Origin of the sequence: Anaerotignum lactatifermentans DSM 14214 (assembly GCF_900142265.1) — a bacterium.
GTDB classification, from domain to species: Bacteria; Bacillota; Clostridia; order Lachnospirales; family Anaerotignaceae; genus Anaerotignum; species Anaerotignum lactatifermentans.
In genome coordinates this window covers 1-23,312 of record NZ_FRAH01000044.1, presented here as the reverse complement: position 1 = coordinate 23,312, position 23,312 = coordinate 1, and the positions used below count along the sequence as shown (strand labels likewise).

Sequence of the window (23,312 nt, the reverse complement as noted above, 5' to 3'; positions counted from 1 at the left end):
TTATTTCTGATAATAAATCAACATGCAGATGCGTGTATTGCCGTCACACCCGTTTTCATAGACATGTGGTCTGTCTGCCTGAAAATGGATAGCATTGCCGGCTTCCACATAATGGCGTTTGCCGTCTGTTTCCAATACGAAACAGCCTTCATAGACCAATATAAATTCTTCCGTTCCCGGTTCATGGGCTTCGGAAACGGATCTGGAACCCGGGTCCAGTTCAATATGCAGCATTTCAAATTTCCGCTCATGATGATAGGGAAAAAATGGGTACAGGCGAAAATGTCCGCCGTCACTGAGAAGAGGATTCACTTCCTCTTTGGAAATGATTTCAGCCTCTTTTTCAGACTGTTCCAAAAGACCCGTAAAAGAGATATGAAGTCCCGTTGCAATCTTCCATAATGTAGAAATGGTCGGGCTGGATTCTCCTCGTTCGATCTGCCCCAACATACTCTTGCTGACACCTGTCATATCGGAAACAGTGTCTAAACTCCATTTATTCTCTTTTCGAATCCTTTTTAGGTTTTCAGCGATAATACCGCTCATTGCATCCATATATGCTCCTCCTCCCGCGCACAAACGTCTTTATAATAGAATAGCATCGGAAAAGAAACCCGTCAATGAATTGATAATACAGTATTTCGCATATACTACCTTTATGTTGTACGTTATAACGCATCTATAAGAGAAGCGTATCACGGCACACTATATTTGTCAACACGGACAAACGTTTTTGTGGAATATTTGGACGTTTTATCGAACAAAACCCTTATCTTCTCATACAACGAAAAAGCCAAGAAATAAAAAAGAGCCGAAAATTCAGCAAATATGCCAAATTTTCAGCTCTTTTATTTACATATCAGAAGGCTCAGCCTTTCAGTTTCAGAATTTCATCCAGAATCTTATGAGCAACTTCTTCTTTTGTCAGAAGTTCCAGCTGGATTTCTTCCTGTTTGGAAATCATGGTAACCACATTGGTGTCTGTACCAAAGCCGCTGCCTGCTACTTTCAGGTTATTGGCAATGACCAGATCAATGTTTTTCTTATCCAGTTTCACACGGGAGTTTTCCAGCATATTCTGGGTTTCCATGGAAAATCCGCAATAGAACTGCCCTTCTCTGCGGTGTTCACCCATATATTTGAGAATATCATGGGTACGATCCAGTTCAATACTCATTTCGCCATCTTTTTTCTTCATTTTATCATCAGCAACAGTTTTGGGTTTATAGTCCGCAACAGCTGCAGATTTGATGATGATATCATTATCCAGGAAACGTGCTTTCATGGCCTGGAACATATCTTCCGCGCTGACTACCTGCACATAATCTACAAACATGGGGCGTTCCAGAGATGTGACACCGCTGACCAGAGTCACTTCCGCACCGCGAAGCATAGCAGCCTTTGCGATTTCATAGCCCATTTTGCCTGTGGAATGATTTGTAATATAACGCACAGGATCGATGCTTTCCTGAGTGGGACCAGCTGTTACGATGACCTTCATACCTTTCAGGTCTTTTTCGTAAGCGATTTCCCGCAGAATATAACTTACCAGCACTTCTTCCTTAGGCATTTTGCCATCGCCTACGTCACGGCAAGCCAGCATGCCTGTGTCCGGCTGGATCACTTCATAATCATATGCCTGCAGTTTTTTCAGATTATCCTGCACAATGGGATTATGATACATATTGGTATTCATAGCAGGGGCAATGATCTTCTTGCAGGTGCAAGCCATAACGGTGGTGGTCAGCATATCGTCTGCAATGCCATTTGCCAGTTTGCCAATGACATTGGCAGATGCAGGGGCAATCAGCACAACATCCGCTTTTTTCGCCAGGGAAACATGTGCCACATGGAACTGGAAATTCCGGTCAAAAGTATCCACCAGGCATTTATTTCCTGTCAGTGTTTCAAAGGTAATGGGTGTGATGAAATGGGTCGCGTTTTCTGTCATAATGACATGTACGTCACATTCCATCTTTACCAGCATACTTGCTACATTTGCCATTTTGTAAGCGGCAATGCTGCCTGTTACGCCCAAAATGACGGTTTTTCCCTTTAACATACATCAACATCCTTTTCTTTTGCTTTTTGTATGATTTGACAATTTATTCACAGTATTGTCATTATAACAAACTTTTCTGCCTTCGTATAGACCAATCAGGAAAATTTTATTTAAAAAGCAAGATAAGAAGCGCCTTCCAGCGGAATCACAACCTGCAGACCCACGCGGTCATTCATATCACCCACAACATAGATGGTATAGGCTTTGCCGCCCTTCAGCGTCACCACAGGGTCTTCCAACAAGACAGCGCCGCTGAAGTATTCCCGCAGCTTCAGATTGTGCTCACCGGGAACCACTGCCATATAGCGGCTGACTTCTTTATAATTCAAATCAGACAGCACCAGACTGTCATCCAGATATACATCCATTCTGGGTGCATTGGCAGAAAGCTGCACAAACCGCACGTAAGCCATATTCCCTTGCAGGAAACGACGGTTATCATTAATCATTTCCAGAGAAACATTACCCTCTGTGCCCGTCAGAGCCGCTGTAAAGATACGGTATCCGATGAGGTTGATATAACTTACCGTAAGGGGATTTTCTGTGGTTCCGGCACGGAAAACTGCCACACGGTAATAACCGGGGAATGCTTTCATATACTCCGTAAAATTACGATACAGCAAGTTAGAAGCTACTTTTCTGCCATTGACATAAATGTCCACACTGCCAGCGCCGGGATAGGCATTGAAAAAGCGAATGTAACTGAACATAGTAATACCGGGAACAATGGGCAGCACTGTAATCTTCAGATTGCCGGGAAGCTGCACGCCGGGATACATGCTCTCTGCCGTACCATCAGCCACTTCCTGGGTCAGGCTTTCCAGCGGAAGCTGCCGGATGCCCTCCTGTGTCAGCGGCAGCGGCATAATCATATCCGCGCTGGTTTCCACACCTGCTTGTTTCCAAATGTCCGTCATTTTGGTCACCTGTCTTTTCAAAAGTTCTGTTATTATATTATGTCAGAATTTTGAGAATGTGCATGGGAAATCCGGCGAATGGGCAAAAACCAGAATCGCCCATACAAATAACGGTACATTTTTTCGCACTGGTTCAAAGTAAGCTGTTTTTGATAACACAATACCTCCATGGGAACGCCATACATATCCCATAGGATACCTGTTTCCTGAAAGCCGCAGCGCATATAGAATTTTTTTCTTCGTATTCTCTGGAGGGCATTGGACGCTTTCTCATTTTCCGGCTCAATCTCCAGAAAAATATATTGTTCTGGATAAATATCTGCAAGCAGCTTTAAAGCCTGGCTGCCCACGCCCCTCCCCCGTTTGGAGGGCATCACCGCAAAATAATCAATCAGCACCATCTCTTCATAAACAGCGCATACAAAAAACCCCAGAAACTCTGTATGCTCTTTGATGACCCACATTTCCATTTTTCCGTTTCTGCAATTTCTGCAGATTCTAGAAAAAGGTTTTCTTTCCATACGCGGAAAAGAAGCGCAGTATAACTCGTAAATCCGTTTTTCATCCTGCTTGCAGGCTTTTTCTATCAACATTCCATTTCCTCCTGTGGAAAATTCTGATAAAAATATGATAGCTGGAATCCGAAGATTCCAGCTATATATCTTATTTCTTATTGAATTCCGAAGTTTGGATCATCTACAGGATTGGTAGGCGTTGTGGTTTCTGTTGAATTGTTGTCACCTGTTCCTGTAGAAGGATCTGTTGTGGTTCCTTCATTATCTGTTCCAGGAGTTGTTTCTTCCGGTGTTGTAGGTTCTACAATATGATCGGAAGTACATTCCTGACTGACATCAATATCCAGTTTGCCTTCCGGAACTTCACTTGGTTTGCCAAGGATCTGTCCATCCTTCACTGCCACAACCACGCTGATGGGGTTCGGGCAATTCGGTCCTGCCAGTTTGCCCGTTTCGGAGCAAACGGTGTAAGACTTATGAAGGGTACATACGGAATCATCTCTCTGGAAGTCCGCAGCTGCCAAGTCCGAACGTGCTGAGTAACCATAATAGTCCTGACTGCACAGACTGGAAGGCTGCGCACCACTTGCCGCGCAGACAGACAGCGTTACGATGCCGTCTGGTCTTGTAAATTCTTTATTGGGCAGATTTGCGTGAATCTGACTCATGACATGCTTCCATATCTTCAAATGGGCACTGCCGGAGACATTTGTCATCTCTTTCGACGTATCATAGCCCATCCAGATACCTGCCGTATAATAAGGCGTATATCCATAGAAAGTCAAGTCCACATTATCACTGGTGGTACCAGTTTTACCGGCAACCGTCATTCCGCTGATCTGTGCCGCAGTACCTGTACCGCTGGTGATAACATCTTCCATCATATCTGTCAGAAGGTATGCAGTTGTTTCTTTCAGAACACGTGTACCTTCTTTTTCTCTGTTATCCAGAAGTACATTGCCATCGTGGTCATATACCACTGTGTAATAAGTAGGTTCATAGTATGTGCCGCCATTTGCGATACATGCGTATGCTCCTGTCATTTCCATAACAGACACCCCCTGTGTCAGACCACCGAGGGCAGTGGTTGCTGCCTTATCTTCTTCCACCAGATGTTCCAGACCCATACTCTTCATATATTCAAAGGATGTTTCTGCACCAACCATCATAAAGGTTTTCACGGCCAATACGTTCATGGAATCCCGGATACCTTCTCTGACTGTCAAAGGACCAAAGAAACGTCCCTGCCAGTTCTTAGGTGACCAAGAACCATAAGTTACAGGCTCGTCCACGATGATGGAACCGGGCATCAACAGACCTGTATCGATTGCAGGTGCGTAAGAAGCCAGTATCTTCATAGCGGAACCCTGCTGACGAAGACCCTGTGTCGCACGGTTAAATACGGAGTCGCCGGGTTTCTGACCACGTCCGCCTACCAGGGCTTTTACCTGCCCGTTGCTCTGGTCCATGATGACCATAGCAGACTGCAGGGATTTGGATACGGTTACTTTATCCAGAACCAGCTGATGGGTATCATCCAGCAGCTCGTCTTTTACAGATTCTACAAAAGCATCTACTTCGTCTTCACTGGTAACAGTTGTTTTCCTTTCATAGTGAGACTGATTGGAAGTATCATCTGGACCACTGACAGGCTTGGAAGTATCTGCAACAGAAATCAGATATGTGACATCCAGCGTACCATCACTGGGCGGGAACATACTGTCATCTGTAAAGGTTTCATCCAGTATTGCCTGCATTTCTGTATTCATGGTCGTATGAATTTCCAGACCATTGTTGTAAATCATCTTATAAGCCTGGGCAGATGTGTAACCCAGTTCTTCCTGAAGGTCTTCTGCCAACTGGTCAATCATAGCTTCCACAAAATAGTTGTGGTTTGCAACACCAGTGGATTCTTCCTGATTGGTGCACACCAGATTTGCATATACATCTTCTGCCAAAGCTTCATCATGCTCTTCCTGGGTAATATATCCCAGTTCTAACATCTTATCCAGAACCAATGTCTGTCTTTTCTTATTATTTTCCGGCTGAGAATCCGGCGCATACAGGCTTGGATTATTGGTAATGGAAGCAATGCAGGCACTTTCCGCCAAGGTCAGGTCACTGACATGTTTTCCGAAATAATACTGCGAAGCCGCTTCGACACCATTCAAACCATGGCTCAAAGCAATGGTATTCAAGTATAATTCCAAAATATAATCTTTTGCCGCTTCTTTGGAACCAAGCTGTTTTTCCAGTGTATCTTCCAGATTCAATGCAAGGAATTGTTCTTTGACTTTTCTGACAATGCTTTTTTCATTGGTCAGCACTTCATTCTTAATCAGCTGCTGGGTAATGGTACTTGCGCCATGACGGAAGCTCATGGTTTTGATATTTTCCACCAAGGCACGGAAAATACCGCGCATATCAATACCGCCATGCTCATAAAAACGTTCGTCTTCAATGGCAACCACAGCATGCTGCATGTGTAATGGGATTTCATCCAGATTCACATATTCCCTGTTTTCTTTGCCATGCAGTTTATTCACTTCCGTTCCGGCATCATCATAGACAATGGAAGTGTAGGACTGGGGCATAACATCTGACGTATTGAGCATATCTGTACTTTGCAATATGCCAAATACGGTGCCAAGACCAGCGCCTGCAACTGCAAAACCAACTAAGACTACCAGCACAATCAATATTTTAGAGATTTTCTTGCCTGTACTCCGCTTTTTCCGCTTTCTGCCTCGTCTGGCATTGGGGTGCGGTCGGGTACTTCTGCGCCTGCCGCTGCTGCTGCCGTGGTCAGACTCAGGACGACTGTGTGGGCGTCTTCTTCGTTGAGAATCACTCATCTTTAACCCTCCTTTATCCGTTGATTATAACAGATTTTACGACAGAGATAAAGTAAAATTATATAGAATTTCAAACGCAATTCCTAAAATTGTATTAAAAACGCATGATTTTGGCGTGAAAAACCCATTTTTCCATTGTTTTCAGACTAAATTCCGCGTGATGCCATACAATAGAATCAGGGGGTGAATACCATGGGTGCCAGACGCAGAAAAAAACATACTTTTTCCTGGTCAACACTGCTGCTGATTATCACCATCGGCATAACACTTGGCATAGGACTGCGATTCTTTGACTTGCGTTTAACAGAGATTGCAGAGGAAATGTCCAAGCTAGAGTCCAAAACAGCGGCAAACCGCGTCATTGATACTGCGTTAGAACGTACCCTTGCAGAACTTTCCATGGAAGCGGAAGATTTTTATTTTGCAAATGAAAGCAATCCTGATGGAATTTCTGCCGACACCATCGCCATCAACCGCTTCTGCACCACCCTCAGCAGTGAAATCACCAAAGAGCTGGAACAGCTGAACAACGAGAAAATCAACGTTCCTTTAGGCAGCATCAGCGGTGTGGAACTGTTTGCAAACTGGGGACCTGACATTCCCTTTTCTATGGAACCCAAAGGCGCCGCAGAGGTTGATTATGAAACAAAAATGGAAAGCAGCGGCATCAATCAAATGCATTTTCAAATCTGGATCAATATTTCTCTGGAGATTCGTATTGTCAATCCCCTTCATGAAGAAAGCATTCCCATGACGCGGAAAATCATGCTTGTAGATACCGTATTTGGCGGCGATGTTCCAGAAGAATATTTTCAGTGGGAAACGGCAGATTTGCCTATTGACAGAACGGTAAAAATGCTATTAAATGTATAGAGAAGATGTCAAATTTTTAACGGAGGTAAGGCATATGATTCGTACACTTAGAGATTTTTTGGAAGAAGTTGGTGGTCTTTCTTATGATAATGGTGATTTCTGGGCTGTAAGAGATAAATTCAGAGATCGTGAAATTCAGGCGTTTGTAGATTGTTTCCTGCCCGGCACACAGATTCTGCGTGACGGTAAAAATGGTGCACCCGTTGCCATGAAAGGTCTGGCAGATGATAACAAAGGTGCTACCGGTGAAGAAGAACTGGATTTCCACGGTTTGCAGCTGTATGATTTTTCCGATACAACTGGTGAATGGGTTGTCGTAACTTTCCCTGATCTGGAAAGTCTGGAAAAACATCTGCTGAGCGAAGCTGGTTACCTGAACTTCTACAGCACACAGATGCTGGTATTTGAAGATGGTCAGTATAAACCTTTCGAAATCATGTTCAACGGCGACAACGATACCGTCATCGGCATTGACAAAGATCAGTTCGACGCTCCACTGGATATCAAAGGTCTCCAGGGCAGAATCTGGGTACGTTGGATGGATCTGTCTGAAGTACAGCCCTTGACTGACGAAGATGTAGAAGCTTACAAACGCTCCATCGGCAGATAACAAACACCCTGAAAAAAACATATCCCCATTTCTCAGGCAAATGAATTGCCCAAAGAAATGGGGATTTTTTATGTTCAGAAATCATTTCAAAAAAAAGACAGATTCCCTTTCAGAAAACATAGCAAAAAAGAAAGCTGAAATCCTATGACAAGGACTTCAGCTTTTTTGCTTTCTTATAAAGGCAAGGCGCATTCGTCTGCCTTTTTCATATCGTTTTTAGCGAATGACACGTCTTGCTGTCACATATGTATTTGCGCTGTAGCTGCTGCTCAGGCTTGTAACAGTAACGCCATATGCAGCGCCGTCTGTAGAATGGATATAATTTCCATCACCCATGTAAATACCAACGTGGCTAATGGTGCTGTCGCCGCCAGTATTGAAGAATACCAGATCCCCAGCCTGCAAATCAGACTTAGAAACTGCTACGCCGTTGCTTGCCATAGAAGCGGAACTTCTGTTCAAAGAAATACCGAAATCACGGAAAACAGCATATACAAAGCCGGAACAATCCACACCTGTATTCAGGTTTGTGCCACCCCATACATAAGGAGTACCGATAAACTGTTCTGCATATGCAACAATTTCTTCACCTTTTGCGGAAGATGCAGAAGAGGAGCCGCGGGAGGGTTCTTCTTCACCGCTGCGAATAGAAACATAATCCGCGCTGACATAACCTTTCTGACCATCATCTGTGATGACACGCACCCATTCTGTGCCCTGGCGGTCTACGTCCACCACTGTACCATAAGGCAGAACTGTCAGAACGATAGAATTGGTAGATGCTTCTTTACGCAGTTTCAGACCGCTTTTTGCTGTCACCACTGCATATTTCACTTCTTCTGCCGCAGGTGTGATCTGAGGGTCCGTATTTCCAACCACTGTCAGTGAAGAAAGATAATCTCCGGAAAGATAATCTTTGCTGATGTATGCTTCCTGACCGTTATATTCCACCTGATACCAGCCGTCCACACGTCCCACTGCTGTGAGTGTATCCCCTGCATTCACACTGCCCAGCACATTAGAGCTGGTAGTTGCTGCTGCACGGATATTAACGCCAGAACCTGTGACAGTACCTTCTGTTTCTGTCAACTGAAAATAATCACTGGATACAAAACCATTCTGTCCATTATAAGAGATCTGATACCAACTGCCGCTTTTGCCAGTCACCTGATATTCTGATCCACTGCTGATCTGACCCAGTACAGCCGCATCTGTTCCTGCCGCTTCACGGACATTGACGTTGGTGCCATTTGCCTGTCCCATATCAGCCGCGAAAACCGTTGCTGTACCGAGCATCACGCAGGCTGCTGTTACACAAACCTGGCGGATTGCTTTGGATAAGTTCATAAAAGCTTCCTCCATTTTGTCTTTTTCCCGAATTTATTACAAATCTGTTACAACTAGTATACGAAAGTTTAATAATCTTGTCAATATTTTTTGCAGATAACTTTTCATAATCTTCCACAACATAGCATAAGAAACCCTTATTTTTCGCCATTTTTCTTGTTTACAAAAAAGATTATCCTCGTTTTTTGTCATGTAAAAAGAAAATAGATATCCGCGCAAACATTTTTTAAGAATTTTAAAAGAAATTGATGTCAAGCATCCAAATTTCTCATGTTGTTTTTTCTGGAAAGACAAAATTTTCAATCGCTTTCAAAATACACCAAATTACTGCCGCCGCAGACCATGCCCAGTTTTGCCCCTTCTTCCTTCCGCAGCACAAATTCCTGTACATCTTTTTGGATATGATGCTTGGGCATCTGAGAGCCATAGATCATTGCCGCATGTTCCACAGCACCGCCGCCAATGGTACCAGCCAGAATCTCATTATCTTTTACTACCATTCTTGCCCCTGCTTCTCTGGGAGCAGAACCGCTTTTGGCAACGATCAGTGCCATAGTGGAGCCTGTATCTTCACACAAAGCATCCAGCACCGCATCTTCAATGGTTTCTACAGGCACCTTATTTTTCTCCTGAATGATTTCTGCCGCAATGCAGACGGCGATTTCTTCTGGTGTCACAGCACCGATCTTCAACCCAATGGGTGCATGGATGGCTTCCACTTCCGCAGGCCGAAAGCCGGATTTATAAAGAGCTTCTTTCGTTTTGGCAACTTTATTTTTGCTGCCAATCATGCCCACATAGGCATACTTTCTCCGCAAAATCTGACGGACGCATTGTTCATCCGCCTGATGCCCTCTGGTGACCACCACATAATAATTGGCAGGTAAATCAGGAATTTCCTCAAACACCTGCGCAAAATCGCCGCAGAGCACGCAGTCCGCTTCCGGGAACCGCTGGAGGTTGGCAAACTCTCCGCGATCATCCACAACGGTCACATGAAAGCCTAACAATTTTCCCAATTTCACCAGGGAAAGGGAAATATGACCGCCGCCAAGAATCACCAGTCTAGGGCTCATGCCAAAATGCTCCACAAACACATGATTCTCACCAATCTCACAAGTGGTGCAGCTTTTCATTTCGCCAATAGTCAGCAACATTTTCTTCGCTGTTTCCATTTCTCCCGGAGGTGCCCAAAGGACACCTTCCTCCTGCCACAAAAACTGAAAGCCCTGCAAAGGACCTTCATAAACAAGACCGCTGCCTACCCAATCCAGTTCCTGCAGGTAGTGCCGGAGTTGTTTATATGCTTCTCTCATGGGAATCTCCCTCTTTTCTATAGTATTGTTTCTGCCGTAAGCTTCCCCAAAGACAGGGCACAGAGAAATCCGCAGCAATTCTCTCTGCTCTATCCCAGCCGACGACCTCTGCCTGATTCAAAAAAACACATCCCTGTATCTCATCCCAAAGGGTACCATAGCCTGCCTGCAAAAGGGGGAAAATATCCCCTTCCGCCACTGTTTTTCCAGAAATCATGGAAGAAACTAACGCAAAACGATGGCATACCTGCTCCCACGGTTGTTCCAAAGCGGAAAGCCCTGCCACCGTCACCAGAAAATCACATGTTTCCGGCAAAACAGGTTCACCCTGTCTTGGCATTTTCAGCGGCATTCTTTTGGAACCATCTGCCTCCACCAGAACCACATCAGCAAAAGAAAACACCTCATCCAAAATAGCTTGCGGCAAAGGTCCCATTTTTTCTTCAGAAAAAACACTGCCTGCCACCGCAAAACCGTCTCTTTCCAGTTTTTCTTTGATTTCCTCTGCCGTTCCATCCAGTACGCCGTCTTTTTCCGGCAGGTACATTTTCGTGGTGGTTATCAGCAGCACACGTTTTCCTTTCTGTCGGTATTCTTCTGCCAATTCGTACAGCAGACTTGTTTTGCCCCCTGCGCCCACAGCACAGATACAACGTGCAGAAGGCGGAATCTGCAATGCTTCTGTAAGCAACATCTTTCCGCCTCCTTTCAAATCATCAGTTCATATATATTTTCGTATTTCAAGTCGCATTTTGTCAATAGGCTTTTCATTTTTTCTTTCTGGCCTATGGGCATTCGCCACGCCAGACCGCATCCCGCTGTGATTTGAGTGGGTATAGGAATGAGCCTGCCGGGCACATCTGCGCTTCTTGCGGCTTCTTCCAGTGCCAATGCCTCTGTGGTGGTATGAAATGCCACCAGAAAACAAAGTTCTTTTGGTCTCATGTCCATGCCTCCGCAATTTCTTTCACTGCCAAAATGGCTTTTTCCACTTCTTCTTCCGTTGTAAAGTAACAGAAACTAAACCGCACAGCCCCCTGTTCTACTGTTCCCAGCTGTTCGTGCATCAAAGGGGCACAATGGGCACCGCCGCGGGTTGCGATGCCGTAACGCACCGCCAATTCATCACAAACATCCTCTGAGGGGTTATCCCCAATATTGAGAGAAACAATGGGTGCCCGTTCCTGCGCAGAAAAATCACCGTAAACTTTCACCTGCGGAATCTTTCTAACACCTTCGTAAAACTGTCGCATGCGCTTCTGCTCCGTTTCCCGAATGGCAGTCAGCCCCGTTTTGTCGATCCAGTCCAATGCCGCAGAAAGCCCCGCAATGCCGTGCCCGTTCAGCGTTCCCGCTTCCAAATGGGTAGGCATTTGTGCCGGATGGGTCTTACTATAACTCTGGACGCCACTGCCGCCTACACAAAAGCTGGGAATTTCCAGTCCTTTTCGTACACACATTCCCCCTGTGCCCTGAGGACCCAGAAGGGATTTATGCCCGGTAAAGCACAAAACGTCGATGCCCATTTCTTCCATATGAATGGGAAATACCCCTGCCGTCTGGGATGCGTCCACTATAAACAAAATGCCTTTTTCCCTGCAAAATGCGCCGATACGTTTGATATCCACCAGATTTCCCGTCAGATTAGAACCATGGGTGCAGACAATGCCTTTTGTATTGGGTCGCACCGCCTGTTCCAGCAAATCATAGCGGACAGTACCTTTTTCATCGCAAGGAATGATAGTCAGTTCCATGCCTTCTGCCTCCTTGCGGTACAAAGGGCGCAGGACGCTGTTATGCTCCATGGCAGTGGTAATGACGTGGTCACCTTTTCCAAAAAGCCCGCTGATGGCAATATTCAAACTTTGGGTGGAATTTGCCGTAAAAACCACCTGTGCAGGGTCGTCCATGCCAAAGAGTGCCGCCAGTTTTTTTCTGGTTCCGAATATGACACGGGAAGAAGTCAGGGAAATCTCATGACCGCTCCTGCCGCTGTTTCCCATGTGCAAAATGGCGTCATATACCGCTTCTGCCACTTCTTTTGGCTTGTGAAAACTGGTTGCCGCGCTATCCAGATAAATCATAAACTTCCTCCCTGTATCAATAATCTGCCTTCCGCTGTTTTTGGATGGGCAAAAATTTCTTTTGTGTCCCCGATTTCTGCAATTTTTCCCCGTTCCATGACCATACATTTCTGTGTCAGGCGAAAAATTTCTTCCTTATTATGTGACACCAGAATGGATACGCCGCCAAAGCTCTGGAGCACCTGCTGGACTTCCCGTTCCATCTCCTGCCGCAGAAAGCTGTCCAGAGCGGAAAAAGGCTCATCCAACAAAATCACATCAGGTTTTGCCGCCAGCATCCTTGCCATGGCTGTCCGCTGCTGCTGTCCACCAGAAAGCACAGCGGGATACAGTTCTGCCACCTCTGTCAGATAAAACCGCTCCAAAAGTTCCTCCAGAAAGTCCTTTTCTTTTTCCTTTCCAAAGGCAAAGGCGATATTCTCTCGCACCGTCATATTGGGAAACAGGGCATAATTCTGGAACAGATACCCGATTTTTCGTTTCTGGGCTTTTTCGGAGATTTTTTTCTCGCTGTCGAACAGGATTTTATCGTCTAATTGTATTCTACCCTTGTCCGGCTGCAAAATTCCTGCCAGACACCGCAGGGTGACGCTTTTGCCACAGCCGCTGCGCCCCAGAATACCCAGCACTTCATTTTCCAAATCCAGAGAAATTTCAATGGTTTCTGTTTTTACTTTTTTTCTGAATTCTGCCTGTAATCTCAAAAACCCTCATCCTCTCCCTGATATTTTTTCTTTTCAAAATAATTGATACCCACAATGGCAAGGGCAGACAATATCACAATGACCAGCGACCACAAATACGCCGTCTGGCGATTGCCGCTCTGGACTGCCGTATACACTGCCAGTGCCATGGTCTGGGTCTTGCCGGGGATATTGCCGGCAATCATAATGGTGGCGCCAAATTCCCCCATGGCACGGGCAAAGGCAAGAATCATCCCTGCCAAAAGCCCGCTGCGGCAGTTAGGCAAAATGATGCGGAAAAAGATTTTCTTTTCACTTGCGCCCAATGTCCGTGCCGCGTAGAGCAGCTGTTTATCCATGGATTCCATTGCCCCTCTCACTGCTCGATACATCAGCGGAAAAGATACCACAAATGCCGCTGCCACTGCCCCACGGAGGGAAAATATAAAAGGAAATCCAATTTCATTGAAAAACCGTCCCACAGGGCTATTTTTGCCCAACAATATGAGCAGGAAAAAGCCTGTTACCGTTGGCGGCAGCACCAAAGGCAATGTCAGCACCGCATCGGCAAAGGGACGCAAGCGGCGCAGTTTCATAACACCATACGCCCCAAGGGTGCCCAGCACCACGGAAAAAAACGTGGCGCAAGCTGCCACCCAGACAGAAAGCAAAAGAGGCGAAACATCCATCACGGAATTCTCCTTCCTTTATTCTGCCAAAAATGTAAAGCCATAAGAAGCGAACACTTCTCCTGCTTCTTCACTGGTGAGGAAATCCAGAAATGCCTGAGCGCCTTCGGGATTTGCGCAGTCTTTGATGACAGCCGCAGGATACAATACTTGAGGACCATCTTCTGGTGCACTACAAATAACCTGTACAGCGTCACTTGTCTTTGCGTCGGTGGCATATACCACGCCGCAGTCAGCTTCTCCCGCTTCTACCCAAGCCAGCACTTCCCGCACATTAGACGCGAATACAGCATGACTTTTCACATCATCCCAGATTCCGAGGTTTGTGAAAATTTCCTGGGCATATTTCCCAGCGGGAACGCTCTCCGCTTCCCCCAAAGCAATCTGAGGTTCACTATCCAGAATGGTTTCAAAAGAAGTTACTGCTGTTTCTCCCTGAGGGGCAATGAGGACGATTTCATTTTGCAATACATCCTTTCTGGTGGCTGCATCAATGAGCCCTTCTTCTTCCAAAGCGTCCATATTGCTTTCTGCCGCAGAGAAGAACAGATCTACAGGAGCGCCTTCCTCAATCTGTGTCTGCAAAGCACCACTGCCGCCAAAGGTAAAGGAAACTTCTGTACCAGGATATTCTTCCTGGAATGTCTGCGCCAGTTCATTGAGAACATCTGTCAGACTCGCCGCCGCGGAAACGGTGATTGCCCCTGTCACTGCATCCTTTTCTTCGCTACTTTCCGCTGTCTGCTCACTGCCGCAGCCTGCCAGCATGCCTGCTGTCAAAATCATTGCCAATGCCATCATACCAAATTTCTTTTTCATATGATTTCCTCTTTACTGCCCACATTCTTCTGCATTTGCCGTTAAAATATCCAGTCCGTGTCCCAGAACTGGCAAAATCACTTCCAGATTTTCCCGCACCGCTTTGGGGCTGCCCGGCAGATTGACGATAAGGGTCTGTTTCCGAATGACAGAAACCCCTCTGCTGAGCATGGCTCTGGGTGTGATTGCCAAAGACGCTGCCCGCATGGCTTCACTGAATCCCGGCACCTGCCGTTCCGCAATATCCAGTGTGGCTTCCGGTGTCCAATCTCTGGGGGAAAAGCCTGTACCGCCGGTGGTCAGAATCAAGTCCGCCGTTCCCTTATCACAGATTTCTTTCATGGTTTCCGAAAGCAACTGCCGTTCATCCGGCAAAATCCGCATATCCACCACAGTATAGCCTGCCTGTTCCATGATTTCTTTTGCCGCAGGACCACTCAAGTCTTCCCGTTTGCCTGCCGCTCCTTTATCACTTGCTGTCAGAATCGCTACTCGGTACAATTTCCAATTCATCTCCAATCTGAATCATTCCGCCATGGAGCACTCTTGCAAACACACCTTCTCTGGGCATGATGCAGTCCCCTACTGCCTGATAAATCTCGCAATGGCTATGACATTCTTTGCCAATCTGGGTCATTTCCAGCAAAACTTCTCCACAGCGGAATCTGGTTCCCACGGGCAGGGTTTTGAAATCAAAGCCTTCCACCAGCAAGTTTTCGCCAAAAGCGCCATCCTCTACGGAAATGCCTTTTTCTTCAAATGCCCGCACTTTCTCATAAGAAAGAAGGCTCACCTGTCGGTGCCAATTACCGCCATGGGCGTCGCCTTCCAGCCCGAAATTCTCAATCAGGCGTACTTTCTCAATATTTTTCTTCTGTGTGCCACGTTTTTCGCTGATGCACACAGCCATAATCTTTCCCATACTATCCTCCTATTTTCCACATGGGACGAACTTCGTCGGTGGTATGACCGTCCCTTGGTTTTTGCAGGATACGTTCCTGCAGCACCTTCTGTATCTTCTGCGGCTCCGCGCCGCTGCGCACCAATTCCCGCAAATCGCAATCCACTGGATGATGCAGGCAGAGCTTTAGTTTCCCTTCTGCTGTCATGCGGATACGGTTGCACTGATGGCAGAAACTGCGGCTCACAGGACTGATAAATCCAATGCGTCCTTTGAAATGCTCGTTTGTATAATACACTGCCGGACCTTCCCGGTCATCCTGCTCTGTCTGAACAAATTCGCCATAAACTTCTTCCAGCCGTTTTCGAATGGTTTCATTTTTCACTGGCGGAAAAGCGGAACCTTCCCCGATAGGCATCATTTCAATGAAACGCACCTCTATGGGGTATTTCTTCGCCAATTCTGCCAGATGTAGCAGTTCTTTTTCATTTTCCCCTGCTACAGGCACGCAGTTGACTTTCACAGGCAGTCCTACTTTGCCGCAAGCAGCAAGACCTGCCAAAGCATCAGACAGCACATCCCGTCTGGTGAGCCTGCAATACTGTTTTTCATCCAGACTGTCGATGCTCACATTGACGCCGGAAAGCCCTGCTTTTTTCAGTTTTTCCGCAAGGGGTGCCAGGTGGACTGCATTGCTTGTCATGACTACTTTTTCAATGCCTTCAATATTGGAAATGGCTTCCACCAATTCTACGATATCCTGCCGCATAAGGGGTTCGCCGCCAGTAATGCGAATTTTGCGGATGCCTGTCAAAGCGGCACCTTTGCAAAGTCTGACCCATTCTTCCAGTGTCAGCAGTTCGCCGCTGGGCAGAAATTCCTGCTGTTCTTCCTTCATGCAGTAGACGCACCGCAGGTTACAGCGGTCTGTGACGGAAATCCGAAGATAGTCAATGGTTCTTCCAAATCCATCAATCATGCCGATATTCCCCACTCTTTCCGCCGCTTTTTTCGCACAGGCGAATGTCTGTCATAACCATAGAACGGTCTAAGGCTTTGCACATATCATAAATAGTCAAAAGGGTGATCTGTACCCCTGTGAGGGCTTCCATTTCCACCCCTGTTTTCCCAACGGTTTTCACCGTACACGCCACTTCGATTTCACAGTTTTCTGGATACAGTTCAAAATCCACACTGCATTTTGTCAGCGCCAGCAAATGACACAGAGGAATCAATTCCCAAGTGCGTTTTGCCGCCATGATGCCTGCCGTTCTGGCAATGCCCAGCACATCGCCCTTTGCCATGGTGCCTGCCTGAATCTTCTCAAAAACTTCCCGGCTCACACGGATTTTTCCTTTTGCTGTGGCTGTCCGTTCCGTTTCCGCTTTCTGGCTCACATCCACCATGACTGCGTTGCCTTCTTTATCAAAATGTGTTAACTCTCCCATAAAGCTCCTCCCCTCCTTTACTGTCCAAAACCACAGTCGGGATAGGTGCAGACAGGGCAGTTCTGGCATTGTCCGCCATGCGCCATAAGCACAAAATCTCGTCTGGTGAGTTTTTCTCCTGTCAGCAGACGAGGAACGGCCAGATCAAATACTGTCCGTTTTGCGTACATAACGCATCCGGGCAGGCCTACCACAGGTTTTCCCTGCACATAGGCCAGCATGAACATCGCACCCGGTAAAACAGGTGTGCCATAAGTCACCACTTCATCGGCGCAGGCACGAATGGCAGAAGGTGTCATATCATCCGGGTCTACAGACATACCCCCGGTCACCTGCACCATATCTGCTCCCTGTGCCAGAAAATCCAGAATTGCCTGTGTGATAGCTTCGGGCTCATCACCAGGGAACACCTGACCCATGATGGTCGCCCCCACTTCTGCCGCTTTTTTCTCCAGAACAGGGCCAAACTGATCGGCAATTCTGCCGGAAACGATTTCAGAGCCAGTGGTGACCACGCCGATTTTTGCAGGGCGGAAAGGTTTTACTTCCACCAAAGGGGTTTTGCTTTCCTTGCATGCTTTTTCAAAGCGTTCCAGCACTTCTTCCTTCACTGCTAGAGGGATAACTCTGGTAGCGGCAAGGAGTTTGCCTTTTGTCACCTGTTTATTGCCATGGATGGTGGCAAAACAGATTTCATCGTCACTATTCACAGCGTACAGGGTATCCAGATTGATTTTCAGCACACCGTCACAGGCTGCACGCAGTTCGATCTTTCCTTCTTTTACCTCACTGAAAACGATGTTTTCCCCTGCCGCCGCCTGTACCATCCGCAAAGCTGCATCATTTTCATGGACATAGCCCTTGGACAAATCCCAGACATAAATGTGGCGTTTGCCCAGATCCAGCAGTTTTTCAATATCTTCTTCCTGAATAACATGACCTTTGGCAAAGGCTCTGCCTTTGAACTTACCGGGTACGATTTCTGTAATGTCGTGGCACAGCACCATACCAACGGCATCTTCCACTCTTACTTTTTCCATATAAAACTCCCTCTATTTCGCATCAAAATTCCTTCCAGCACACCGCCGGCAATGCACCGCGCCTTATCAGAAATGGTATAACAATTTTTCTGTTCACTTTCTCTGGGGTCAATATCGGCAATCTTGAAGCCTTCTGTCACAGGATAGCCATCCCGAATCAGCCCGCGGAGAACCCCTGTCAATGTGGCAGTAACAGGCACATCGCCAATCATGGCAATGGTCTGACCTTTTTCCACCAGATCACCGATTTTGCTTTTGTTCTGCAAAATTCCTGCCGCCGGTGCATGGATAACACGTTCTTTGCCATAACCGGCAATGACACCGGGAATGCCTGTATTGGGTGCCGCTGCTCCTTCTGTTAGCACACGCCCCAGATTATGTCCTCTCTGGGTTTCAATGACCAAATGGGCATCCACCCCTGCTGTGAAACCAGGACCAAGGGCAATAACTGTTTCTGCCATATCCATGGTCGTTCCCAGATTCTTTTTTGCCAGAATGGCATCCACAAGCACCTGCGGCTGGATTTCCTCCAAAATTTTGCAATCAGGGTCAATGAGTACAGGAATGTTTCCATCCTCCAAAATCTCCTGGGCTTCCGCAAAATCCGCTGCCCAAACGGCAGTCACACCCTCCACTGTCCATTCGCCTTCATATACAGCTTCGGAAAAAGCTACATACCGCCGAATAGCAGAAGGATTGGCAGTTTCCAGCACAATGACTGGAAAACCCGCCTGATACAATTTATGGATGGTTCCCGTTGCCAAGTCGCCGCCGCCACGGACAACAATGGGAAATGGTTTTTTCATGGACGAATCACCTTACCTGCTTTGGAAAGGACTTCGGCAATACGATACATATTTGTCACAGAACCAACTGCCAGTTTTTCAGACAGTCCATAGTGGTTCAGACAAGTGCCGCAGGTCAGGATTTCCACACCCTGGGCTTCCATAAGTTTCAAATCAGCCAATGTTTCCGCACCTTCCACAGACAGTTTTGCGCCCCCGTTATAGAGCACAATGGTTTCCGGCAGCTGTTCCTGTTCTGTCAGAGCATATACAAAGCCTTTCATTAAAATTTTCCCCAGTACATCGTCGCCTGTGCCCATGGTTTCTGCTGTCAGAGCAACTACGGTTCCTGCGCTTCTGCCGTCGGGCATACAAACCACCGGAGCCGCATCTGGCTGTGTCTGACTGCCCGCTTCCACAGTGATAGTCACCACATAGCAGTCCTCACTCTGTTTTTCGCTGACTGCTTTCATTTTTTTCTGTTCTGCCATTTTACAAAGATTCTGCACCGCAATGGCGTTATCTACCAGCACTTCCACAGTGCCTTCTGTCATACTTTCCAGTACTTTTTTTGTTTCAATAACAGGCAAGGGACAAGTTTTTCCGCGTGCGTCTACTCTTTCCATTTCTGTTTCCTCCTATAATACCACAATCTTCTGTGTTTCTTTTTTCATAACTTTTCCAACGATGCCACAGGGCAAACCTAAAGCCGCAATTTCCGCTAACGCCTGCTGGGCATCCTCTTTAGGCATGCTCACCAGCAAGCCGCCGGAAGTCTGAGGGTCAAAAAGCAGTTCTTCCACCGCAAAAGGCACGCCGCAAAATTCCACCAAATCACCTACATGGTTTCGATTTCTCTGGGCTGCCGCTGTGAGGAAAAATCCGTCAGCGTAAGCCAGACTTTCTGGAATATGAGGGATACGGATGGAATCAATCTCTGCACTGAGCCCTTTTGCCAGCATTTCTTTCAAATGCCCCAGAAAACCAAAGCCTGTCACGTCCGTACAGCCATGGACATCATATTTTCTGATGATTTCCGAAGCGTATTTGTTCAAAGTTGTCATGGAACGGACAGCCATGTCCATAGCTTCCTGAGAAGCCTCTCCCATACGATTTGCCGTGCAGACAATGCCAACGCCCAAAGGTTTTGTCAGCAAAAGCACATCGCCTTCCTGTGCACCGTCATTGGGAAAAATGCGATCTGGATGGATGGTTCCCATGACAGACAGCCCATATTTCACATCCGCGTCTGCAATGGAATGCCCGCCCACAAGGGTTCCTCCTGCTTCGATGACTTTTTCGCTGCCCCCCTGCATGATTTTCCCCAAAATGTTCAAGTCCATTTTTTCCGGGAAACAAACGATATTCAAGGCTGTCCGCACATCGCCGCCCATGGCATAAATATCGCTGAGGGCATTAGCTGCAGCAATCTGTCCAAAAATATAAGGGTCTTCCACCATTGGCGGAAAAAAATCCAATGTCTGCACAATGGCAGTATCTTCTGAAATTCGATAAACCGCCGCATCATCGGAACTTTCGAAGCCAATGAGCAGATTTTCGTCTTTTTTCTCCGGTTTTGGCAAACGGGAAAGGATGCGTTCCAATACGCCTGCGCCCAGTTTTGCCGTACATCCGCCGCCTTTGCAAAATACAATCTCTTCCGGCATCATTTCTCACCTTCCCTCTGAAAATAAAACGCAAACAAACGATCTGCCTCTGTCTGCAAAGCAGAGAGGAAATTTCCATATCGCTGCATCATTTCTCTGCCTTCTTCTGTTACAACAGAACCGCCGCCGTCCTTGCCGCCGCTGCTGCGTTCCGTCAGGGCAAAGCCCAGTTCCTGTTCCGCTGTTTTCATCATTTTCCATGCTTTGCTGTAAGAAAGCCCCATTTTCTCCGCGGCTTTCTGCATGGAACCCATTTCTTCTATACCTTTCAAAAGCTGTGCCACACCCGGGCCAAAGGCTTTTTCCTCTCCCATGATGCGCACTTTCATATCATAATGTAAATCCTGTTTCATAAATCACCTCGTTATTCTTTTAAAAAAATAACGCTTTCAAAAAGAAAAGCCTTTCGGCTGAATCCGTCTTATTATAGCAGTTTTTATTGGCTTTTGCCATATGCTTTTTGCATAATCCTTTGCGTCTTTTCGGAATTTCTGGTATGATAATAAAAACACCACGAAAAAACCACTCATATAAAAGGAGGAATGGTATGGGACAATTTCTGTTTATCATCCTTTGTGTGACACTGGGTTATGTGGCTTATAAGCACGCCGGTGCCGTCCGCAGCGATGGCAGTGCCCTGTGCCGGAAAAATTGCGATGAATGTACGAGAAAATGCTGGATTATGAAAAAGACAGAAGAACAAAAATGATGCGTATGCTTTATGGGCTGCTTCATAGGAAAACAAAAACACCCGAAATCCTTATGACATGAAGGACTTCGGGTGTTTTTTTCTTGTATAAAAGGATTGTTTGTTTAAAAAGAGCCTATTGTAGCGTGCATATTACTATAAAAAATCCAACTTCAAAAACCTAATAGTCTTTCCTGTAAAAGATTGTTTTCCCGCACAACGCATGTTATATTCTAACTAGCAGACAGTTCAACTTCGAACACAGGTCGCGTTTTCGCCGCTTGTGCCGAACTGTCTGTTATGATTTGGCAGAATCTTCTTGGATGGCGTTGACGGCATCATAACCAACGACGGCGGTAGAAGATTCTGCCGTAATCAGCAAACCACTCATTGTAAAGCTTTTTTCATCTTGCTTTCTTTCCTCATATCCTTTATATTGGTTATATAAGAGGCAGACTTTTTTTACAGATAAGCGACGAACTTCGGTTCCAGGTGCTTAGGGGTCTGCCTCTTTTTTCAAAATAACAAAATATATCTTTTTTATTACTGTTCAAATGACTTTCCTTCTCTGCATTTGATTGTCGTTGATCTAAATATCTGCTGGCACCAGTGTTTTGTTCATGGCATCAAATATCAAAGGGGATGAGAAGGAATTGAACGATTCGTATAGAAAATGAAATGATACAGGAAAGAAAGCTTCTATCGAAAGGTCGCAGGAATTATCTGACTATCAAAAATATGCAGATTTTTCCCAAAATACAATACTGCCAGAAGATGGGGATGAATCTTTCCAGAAAAACTGAATATTTTCTTTTGCAAACATCTCATTGTGTGCAATTCCATATCACGCGGCAGCCATTCAGGGGGAATGTATATGCTGAAAAAATTTCTTGCTTTCTTGACAACTTTGGCAATGGTATTTGCCTTTGTTGGCTGCTCTGGTGGAGAATCTCCAGAAACAGCTGTCACCAACTATCTGACAGCGTTCCAGAACCTTGATCTGGAAACCATTGATAAGTATACCAACGATACCAGTGAAACAACAGATACCGCAGATGATGCCATTTCCGACTTGGAAAATGAAGAAACCGGCAAAGCTTTTGTGGAAAACCTGACTTTTGAAATCCTTTCTTCCACAGAAGAAGGTGACACTGCAACAGTCAAAGTATCCATCACAAATGTGGATATGGCAAATGCCATGAGTCAGGCGATTTCTGAAATGATTTCACTGGCTTTCGCAGGATTGTCTGAAGAAGAATTAGAACAAAAATCCACAGAAGCAATGATTTCTGCCATTGCCAATAACAAAGACACGACTTACACCAAAGAAGTGGACATTTCTCTGGTCAAAGGCGAAAACAATTGGCTCATTGTGCCGGATAATGACTTAGCCGATGCCATCACAGGCGGTCTGGTCAGCTACGCAGAAAACATTAATGAAGCTTTTTCTTAAACAGTAATGCTGCGTGATATGGGATTCCAATAAAAAAAACAAGATCATACAGAGCAAAAGGGTGTAGCACGGAAATTTCAAACTTGCTGTTGACTGTTTTCATCTCTGCTTTACAGCTTCTCCTGACTACGCAAATATGATGGAAAATGAAAACGTATGTTGAAAATCATGTCCATTTCTTCGCAATGCTATCTTTCCAAACATTTTCAGTGATGCAACACAAAATGCAACACGAATCAGGACCACCGGCTTAGCCGGTGGTTTGCTCTGCCCCTAGAAGGGGCTATTACCAGCTGCGCTTGCAAGCGCATTGAAAGTCCGCCAAGTGCTCTACTTTCTCAACTGCCGCCCTTGGCGGCTATTTTTATTTGTTCCCTTTTACTTTTTTACCCGTGAACGGGTCAATGTACTCACTTAAACTTATTTGATCTGCCATCCAATCTTCTTTTAATTGATTGTTGATATATTCCCGGTTCTTTTTTGTATTCTTTCCTACTGTATCAACATAATATCCTCTACACCAAAATGTTCTATTTCCATATTTGTATTTTAAATTCGCG

Annotated in this window: 27 protein-coding genes; 4 read left to right on the top strand and 23 right to left on the bottom strand. The window is 46.0% G+C overall.

Going from position 1 to position 23,312, the window contains the following annotated elements:
* The 5 genes from BUB35_RS11770 to BUB35_RS11750 all read right to left on the bottom strand — a co-directional run bounded on the left by BUB35_RS11770 (window position 1) and on the right by BUB35_RS11750 (window position 6,349).
* The gene (locus BUB35_RS11770) at window positions 1-555 is read right to left on the bottom strand and encodes a helix-turn-helix domain-containing protein (protein WP_072851986.1); all 555 of its coding nucleotides are present in this window, start codon (window positions 553-555) and stop codon (window positions 1-3) included.
* Window positions 556-868: 313 nt separating this feature from the next.
* Window positions 869-2,062 (bottom strand): bifunctional phosphopantothenoylcysteine decarboxylase/phosphopantothenate--cysteine ligase CoaBC, encoded by a 1,194-nt coding sequence (coaBC, locus tag BUB35_RS11765; RefSeq protein WP_072851984.1) that lies wholly within the window; start codon window positions 2,060-2,062, stop codon window positions 869-871.
* A gap of 110 nt (window positions 2,063-2,172) precedes the next feature.
* Window positions 2,173-2,979: a DUF4397 domain-containing protein gene (locus BUB35_RS11760; RefSeq protein ID WP_084730664.1), complete on the bottom strand. Its 807-nt coding sequence runs from the start codon at window positions 2,977-2,979 to the stop codon at window positions 2,173-2,175.
* A gap of 32 nt (window positions 2,980-3,011) precedes the next feature.
* Window positions 3,012-3,572 carry a GNAT family N-acetyltransferase gene (locus BUB35_RS11755; RefSeq protein WP_072851982.1) on the bottom strand — a complete coding sequence of 187 codons (561 nt, stop codon included), beginning with the start codon at window positions 3,570-3,572 and terminating at the stop codon, window positions 3,012-3,014.
* A gap of 77 nt (window positions 3,573-3,649) precedes the next feature.
* The gene (locus tag BUB35_RS11750; protein WP_084730663.1) at window positions 3,650-6,349 is read right to left on the bottom strand and encodes a transglycosylase domain-containing protein; all 2,700 of its coding nucleotides are present in this window, start codon (window positions 6,347-6,349) and stop codon (window positions 3,650-3,652) included.
* 192 nt (window positions 6,350-6,541) lie between these two features.
* Here BUB35_RS11750 and yunB point away from each other — a divergent pair, with 192 nt between their 5' ends.
* Together yunB and BUB35_RS11740 are read left to right on the top strand one after the other, a co-directional pair.
* A complete protein-coding gene (gene yunB / locus BUB35_RS11745) occupies window positions 6,542-7,222 on the top strand; it encodes a sporulation protein YunB (RefSeq protein ID WP_072851979.1) in 681 nt (226 codons plus the stop codon).
* 34 nt (window positions 7,223-7,256) lie between these two features.
* Window positions 7,257-7,832: a hypothetical protein gene (locus BUB35_RS11740; protein WP_072851978.1), complete on the top strand. Its 576-nt coding sequence runs from the start codon at window positions 7,257-7,259 to the stop codon at window positions 7,830-7,832.
* A 216-nt stretch (window positions 7,833-8,048) separates the two neighbouring features.
* On the opposite strand, the gene BUB35_RS11735 is transcribed toward BUB35_RS11740, so the two are convergent.
* The 17 genes from BUB35_RS11735 to BUB35_RS11655 form a co-directional block, all read right to left on the bottom strand.
* Entirely contained in the window at window positions 8,049-9,179 is a 1,131-nt protein-coding gene (locus BUB35_RS11735) for a C40 family peptidase (protein WP_072851977.1), read from the bottom strand.
* A gap of 299 nt (window positions 9,180-9,478) precedes the next feature.
* Entirely contained in the window at window positions 9,479-10,495 is a 1,017-nt protein-coding gene (locus tag BUB35_RS11730) for an XdhC family protein (protein WP_072851976.1), read from the bottom strand.
* The gene (yqeC, locus tag BUB35_RS11725; RefSeq protein ID WP_072851975.1) at window positions 10,479-11,189 is read right to left on the bottom strand and encodes a selenium cofactor biosynthesis protein YqeC; all 711 of its coding nucleotides are present in this window, start codon (window positions 11,187-11,189) and stop codon (window positions 10,479-10,481) included. The genes BUB35_RS11730 and yqeC overlap by 17 nt, the downstream gene beginning before the upstream one ends.
* 14 nt (window positions 11,190-11,203) lie before the next feature.
* Window positions 11,204-11,440: a putative Se/S carrier protein gene (locus BUB35_RS11720; RefSeq protein ID WP_072851974.1), complete on the bottom strand. Its 237-nt coding sequence runs from the start codon at window positions 11,438-11,440 to the stop codon at window positions 11,204-11,206.
* Window positions 11,437-12,579 carry an aminotransferase class V-fold PLP-dependent enzyme gene (locus BUB35_RS11715; protein ID WP_072851973.1) on the bottom strand — a complete coding sequence of 381 codons (1,143 nt, stop codon included), beginning with the start codon at window positions 12,577-12,579 and terminating at the stop codon, window positions 11,437-11,439. The genes BUB35_RS11720 and BUB35_RS11715 overlap by 4 nt, the downstream gene beginning before the upstream one ends.
* Complete coding sequence (locus BUB35_RS11710; RefSeq protein ID WP_072851972.1) at window positions 12,576-13,283, bottom strand: sulfate/molybdate ABC transporter ATP-binding protein; 708 nt, start codon at window positions 13,281-13,283, stop codon at window positions 12,576-12,578. Before BUB35_RS11710 ends, BUB35_RS11715 begins: the two co-directional genes overlap by 4 nt.
* Window positions 13,280-13,951, bottom strand: a complete 672-nt coding sequence (modB, locus tag BUB35_RS11705; protein WP_072851960.1) for a molybdate ABC transporter permease subunit — start codon at window positions 13,949-13,951, stop codon at window positions 13,280-13,282. Before modB ends, BUB35_RS11710 begins: the two co-directional genes overlap by 4 nt.
* Before the next feature lie 18 nt (window positions 13,952-13,969).
* Entirely contained in the window at window positions 13,970-14,770 is an 801-nt protein-coding gene (modA, locus tag BUB35_RS11700; protein ID WP_072851958.1) for a molybdate ABC transporter substrate-binding protein, read from the bottom strand.
* A 12-nt stretch (window positions 14,771-14,782) separates the two neighbouring features.
* Complete coding sequence (locus tag BUB35_RS11695) at window positions 14,783-15,271, bottom strand: MogA/MoaB family molybdenum cofactor biosynthesis protein (protein WP_242949246.1); 489 nt, start codon at window positions 15,269-15,271, stop codon at window positions 14,783-14,785.
* Window positions 15,240-15,692, bottom strand: coding sequence for an MOSC domain-containing protein (locus BUB35_RS11690; RefSeq protein ID WP_072851955.1), 453 nt, complete (start codon window positions 15,690-15,692; stop codon window positions 15,240-15,242). The genes BUB35_RS11695 and BUB35_RS11690 overlap by 32 nt, the downstream gene beginning before the upstream one ends.
* Window position 15,693: 1 nt before the next feature.
* The gene (gene moaA / locus BUB35_RS11685; RefSeq protein WP_072851953.1) at window positions 15,694-16,650 is read right to left on the bottom strand and encodes a GTP 3',8-cyclase MoaA; all 957 of its coding nucleotides are present in this window, start codon (window positions 16,648-16,650) and stop codon (window positions 15,694-15,696) included.
* Window positions 16,643-17,119: a cyclic pyranopterin monophosphate synthase MoaC gene (gene moaC / locus BUB35_RS11680; protein ID WP_072851952.1), complete on the bottom strand. Its 477-nt coding sequence runs from the start codon at window positions 17,117-17,119 to the stop codon at window positions 16,643-16,645. Before moaC ends, moaA begins: the two co-directional genes overlap by 8 nt.
* Window positions 17,120-17,136: 17 nt before the next feature.
* Window positions 17,137-18,159, bottom strand: coding sequence for a molybdopterin-binding protein (locus tag BUB35_RS11675; RefSeq protein WP_072851950.1), 1,023 nt, complete (start codon window positions 18,157-18,159; stop codon window positions 17,137-17,139).
* Window positions 18,147-18,965: a selenium-dependent molybdenum cofactor biosynthesis protein YqeB gene (yqeB, locus tag BUB35_RS11670; protein WP_072851948.1), complete on the bottom strand. Its 819-nt coding sequence runs from the start codon at window positions 18,963-18,965 to the stop codon at window positions 18,147-18,149. The genes BUB35_RS11675 and yqeB overlap by 13 nt, the downstream gene beginning before the upstream one ends.
* Window positions 18,962-19,570, bottom strand: a complete 609-nt coding sequence (yedF, locus tag BUB35_RS11665; protein ID WP_072851946.1) for a sulfurtransferase-like selenium metabolism protein YedF — start codon at window positions 19,568-19,570, stop codon at window positions 18,962-18,964. Before yedF ends, yqeB begins: the two co-directional genes overlap by 4 nt.
* 12 nt (window positions 19,571-19,582) lie before the next feature.
* Complete coding sequence (selD, locus tag BUB35_RS11660) at window positions 19,583-20,614, bottom strand: selenide, water dikinase SelD (protein ID WP_200777602.1); 1,032 nt, start codon at window positions 20,612-20,614, stop codon at window positions 19,583-19,585.
* Entirely contained in the window at window positions 20,611-20,964 is a 354-nt protein-coding gene (locus BUB35_RS11655; protein ID WP_072851944.1) for a winged helix-turn-helix domain-containing protein, read from the bottom strand. The genes selD and BUB35_RS11655 overlap by 4 nt, the downstream gene beginning before the upstream one ends.
* Window positions 20,965-21,158: 194 nt before the next feature.
* Here BUB35_RS11655 and BUB35_RS19075 point away from each other — a divergent pair, with 194 nt between their 5' ends.
* Window positions 21,159-21,320, top strand: coding sequence for a hypothetical protein (locus BUB35_RS19075; RefSeq protein ID WP_159432888.1), 162 nt, complete (start codon window positions 21,159-21,161; stop codon window positions 21,318-21,320).
* An 853-nt stretch (window positions 21,321-22,173) separates the two neighbouring features.
* Window positions 22,174-22,752, top strand: coding sequence for a nuclear transport factor 2 family protein (locus BUB35_RS11650; RefSeq protein ID WP_072851942.1), 579 nt, complete (start codon window positions 22,174-22,176; stop codon window positions 22,750-22,752).
* A gap of 364 nt (window positions 22,753-23,116) precedes the next feature.
* On the opposite strand, the gene BUB35_RS11645 is transcribed toward BUB35_RS11650, so the two are convergent.
* A partial coding sequence (locus BUB35_RS11645; RefSeq protein ID WP_200777601.1) for a transposase occupies window positions 23,117-23,312 on the bottom strand: 196 nt, incomplete at its 5' end.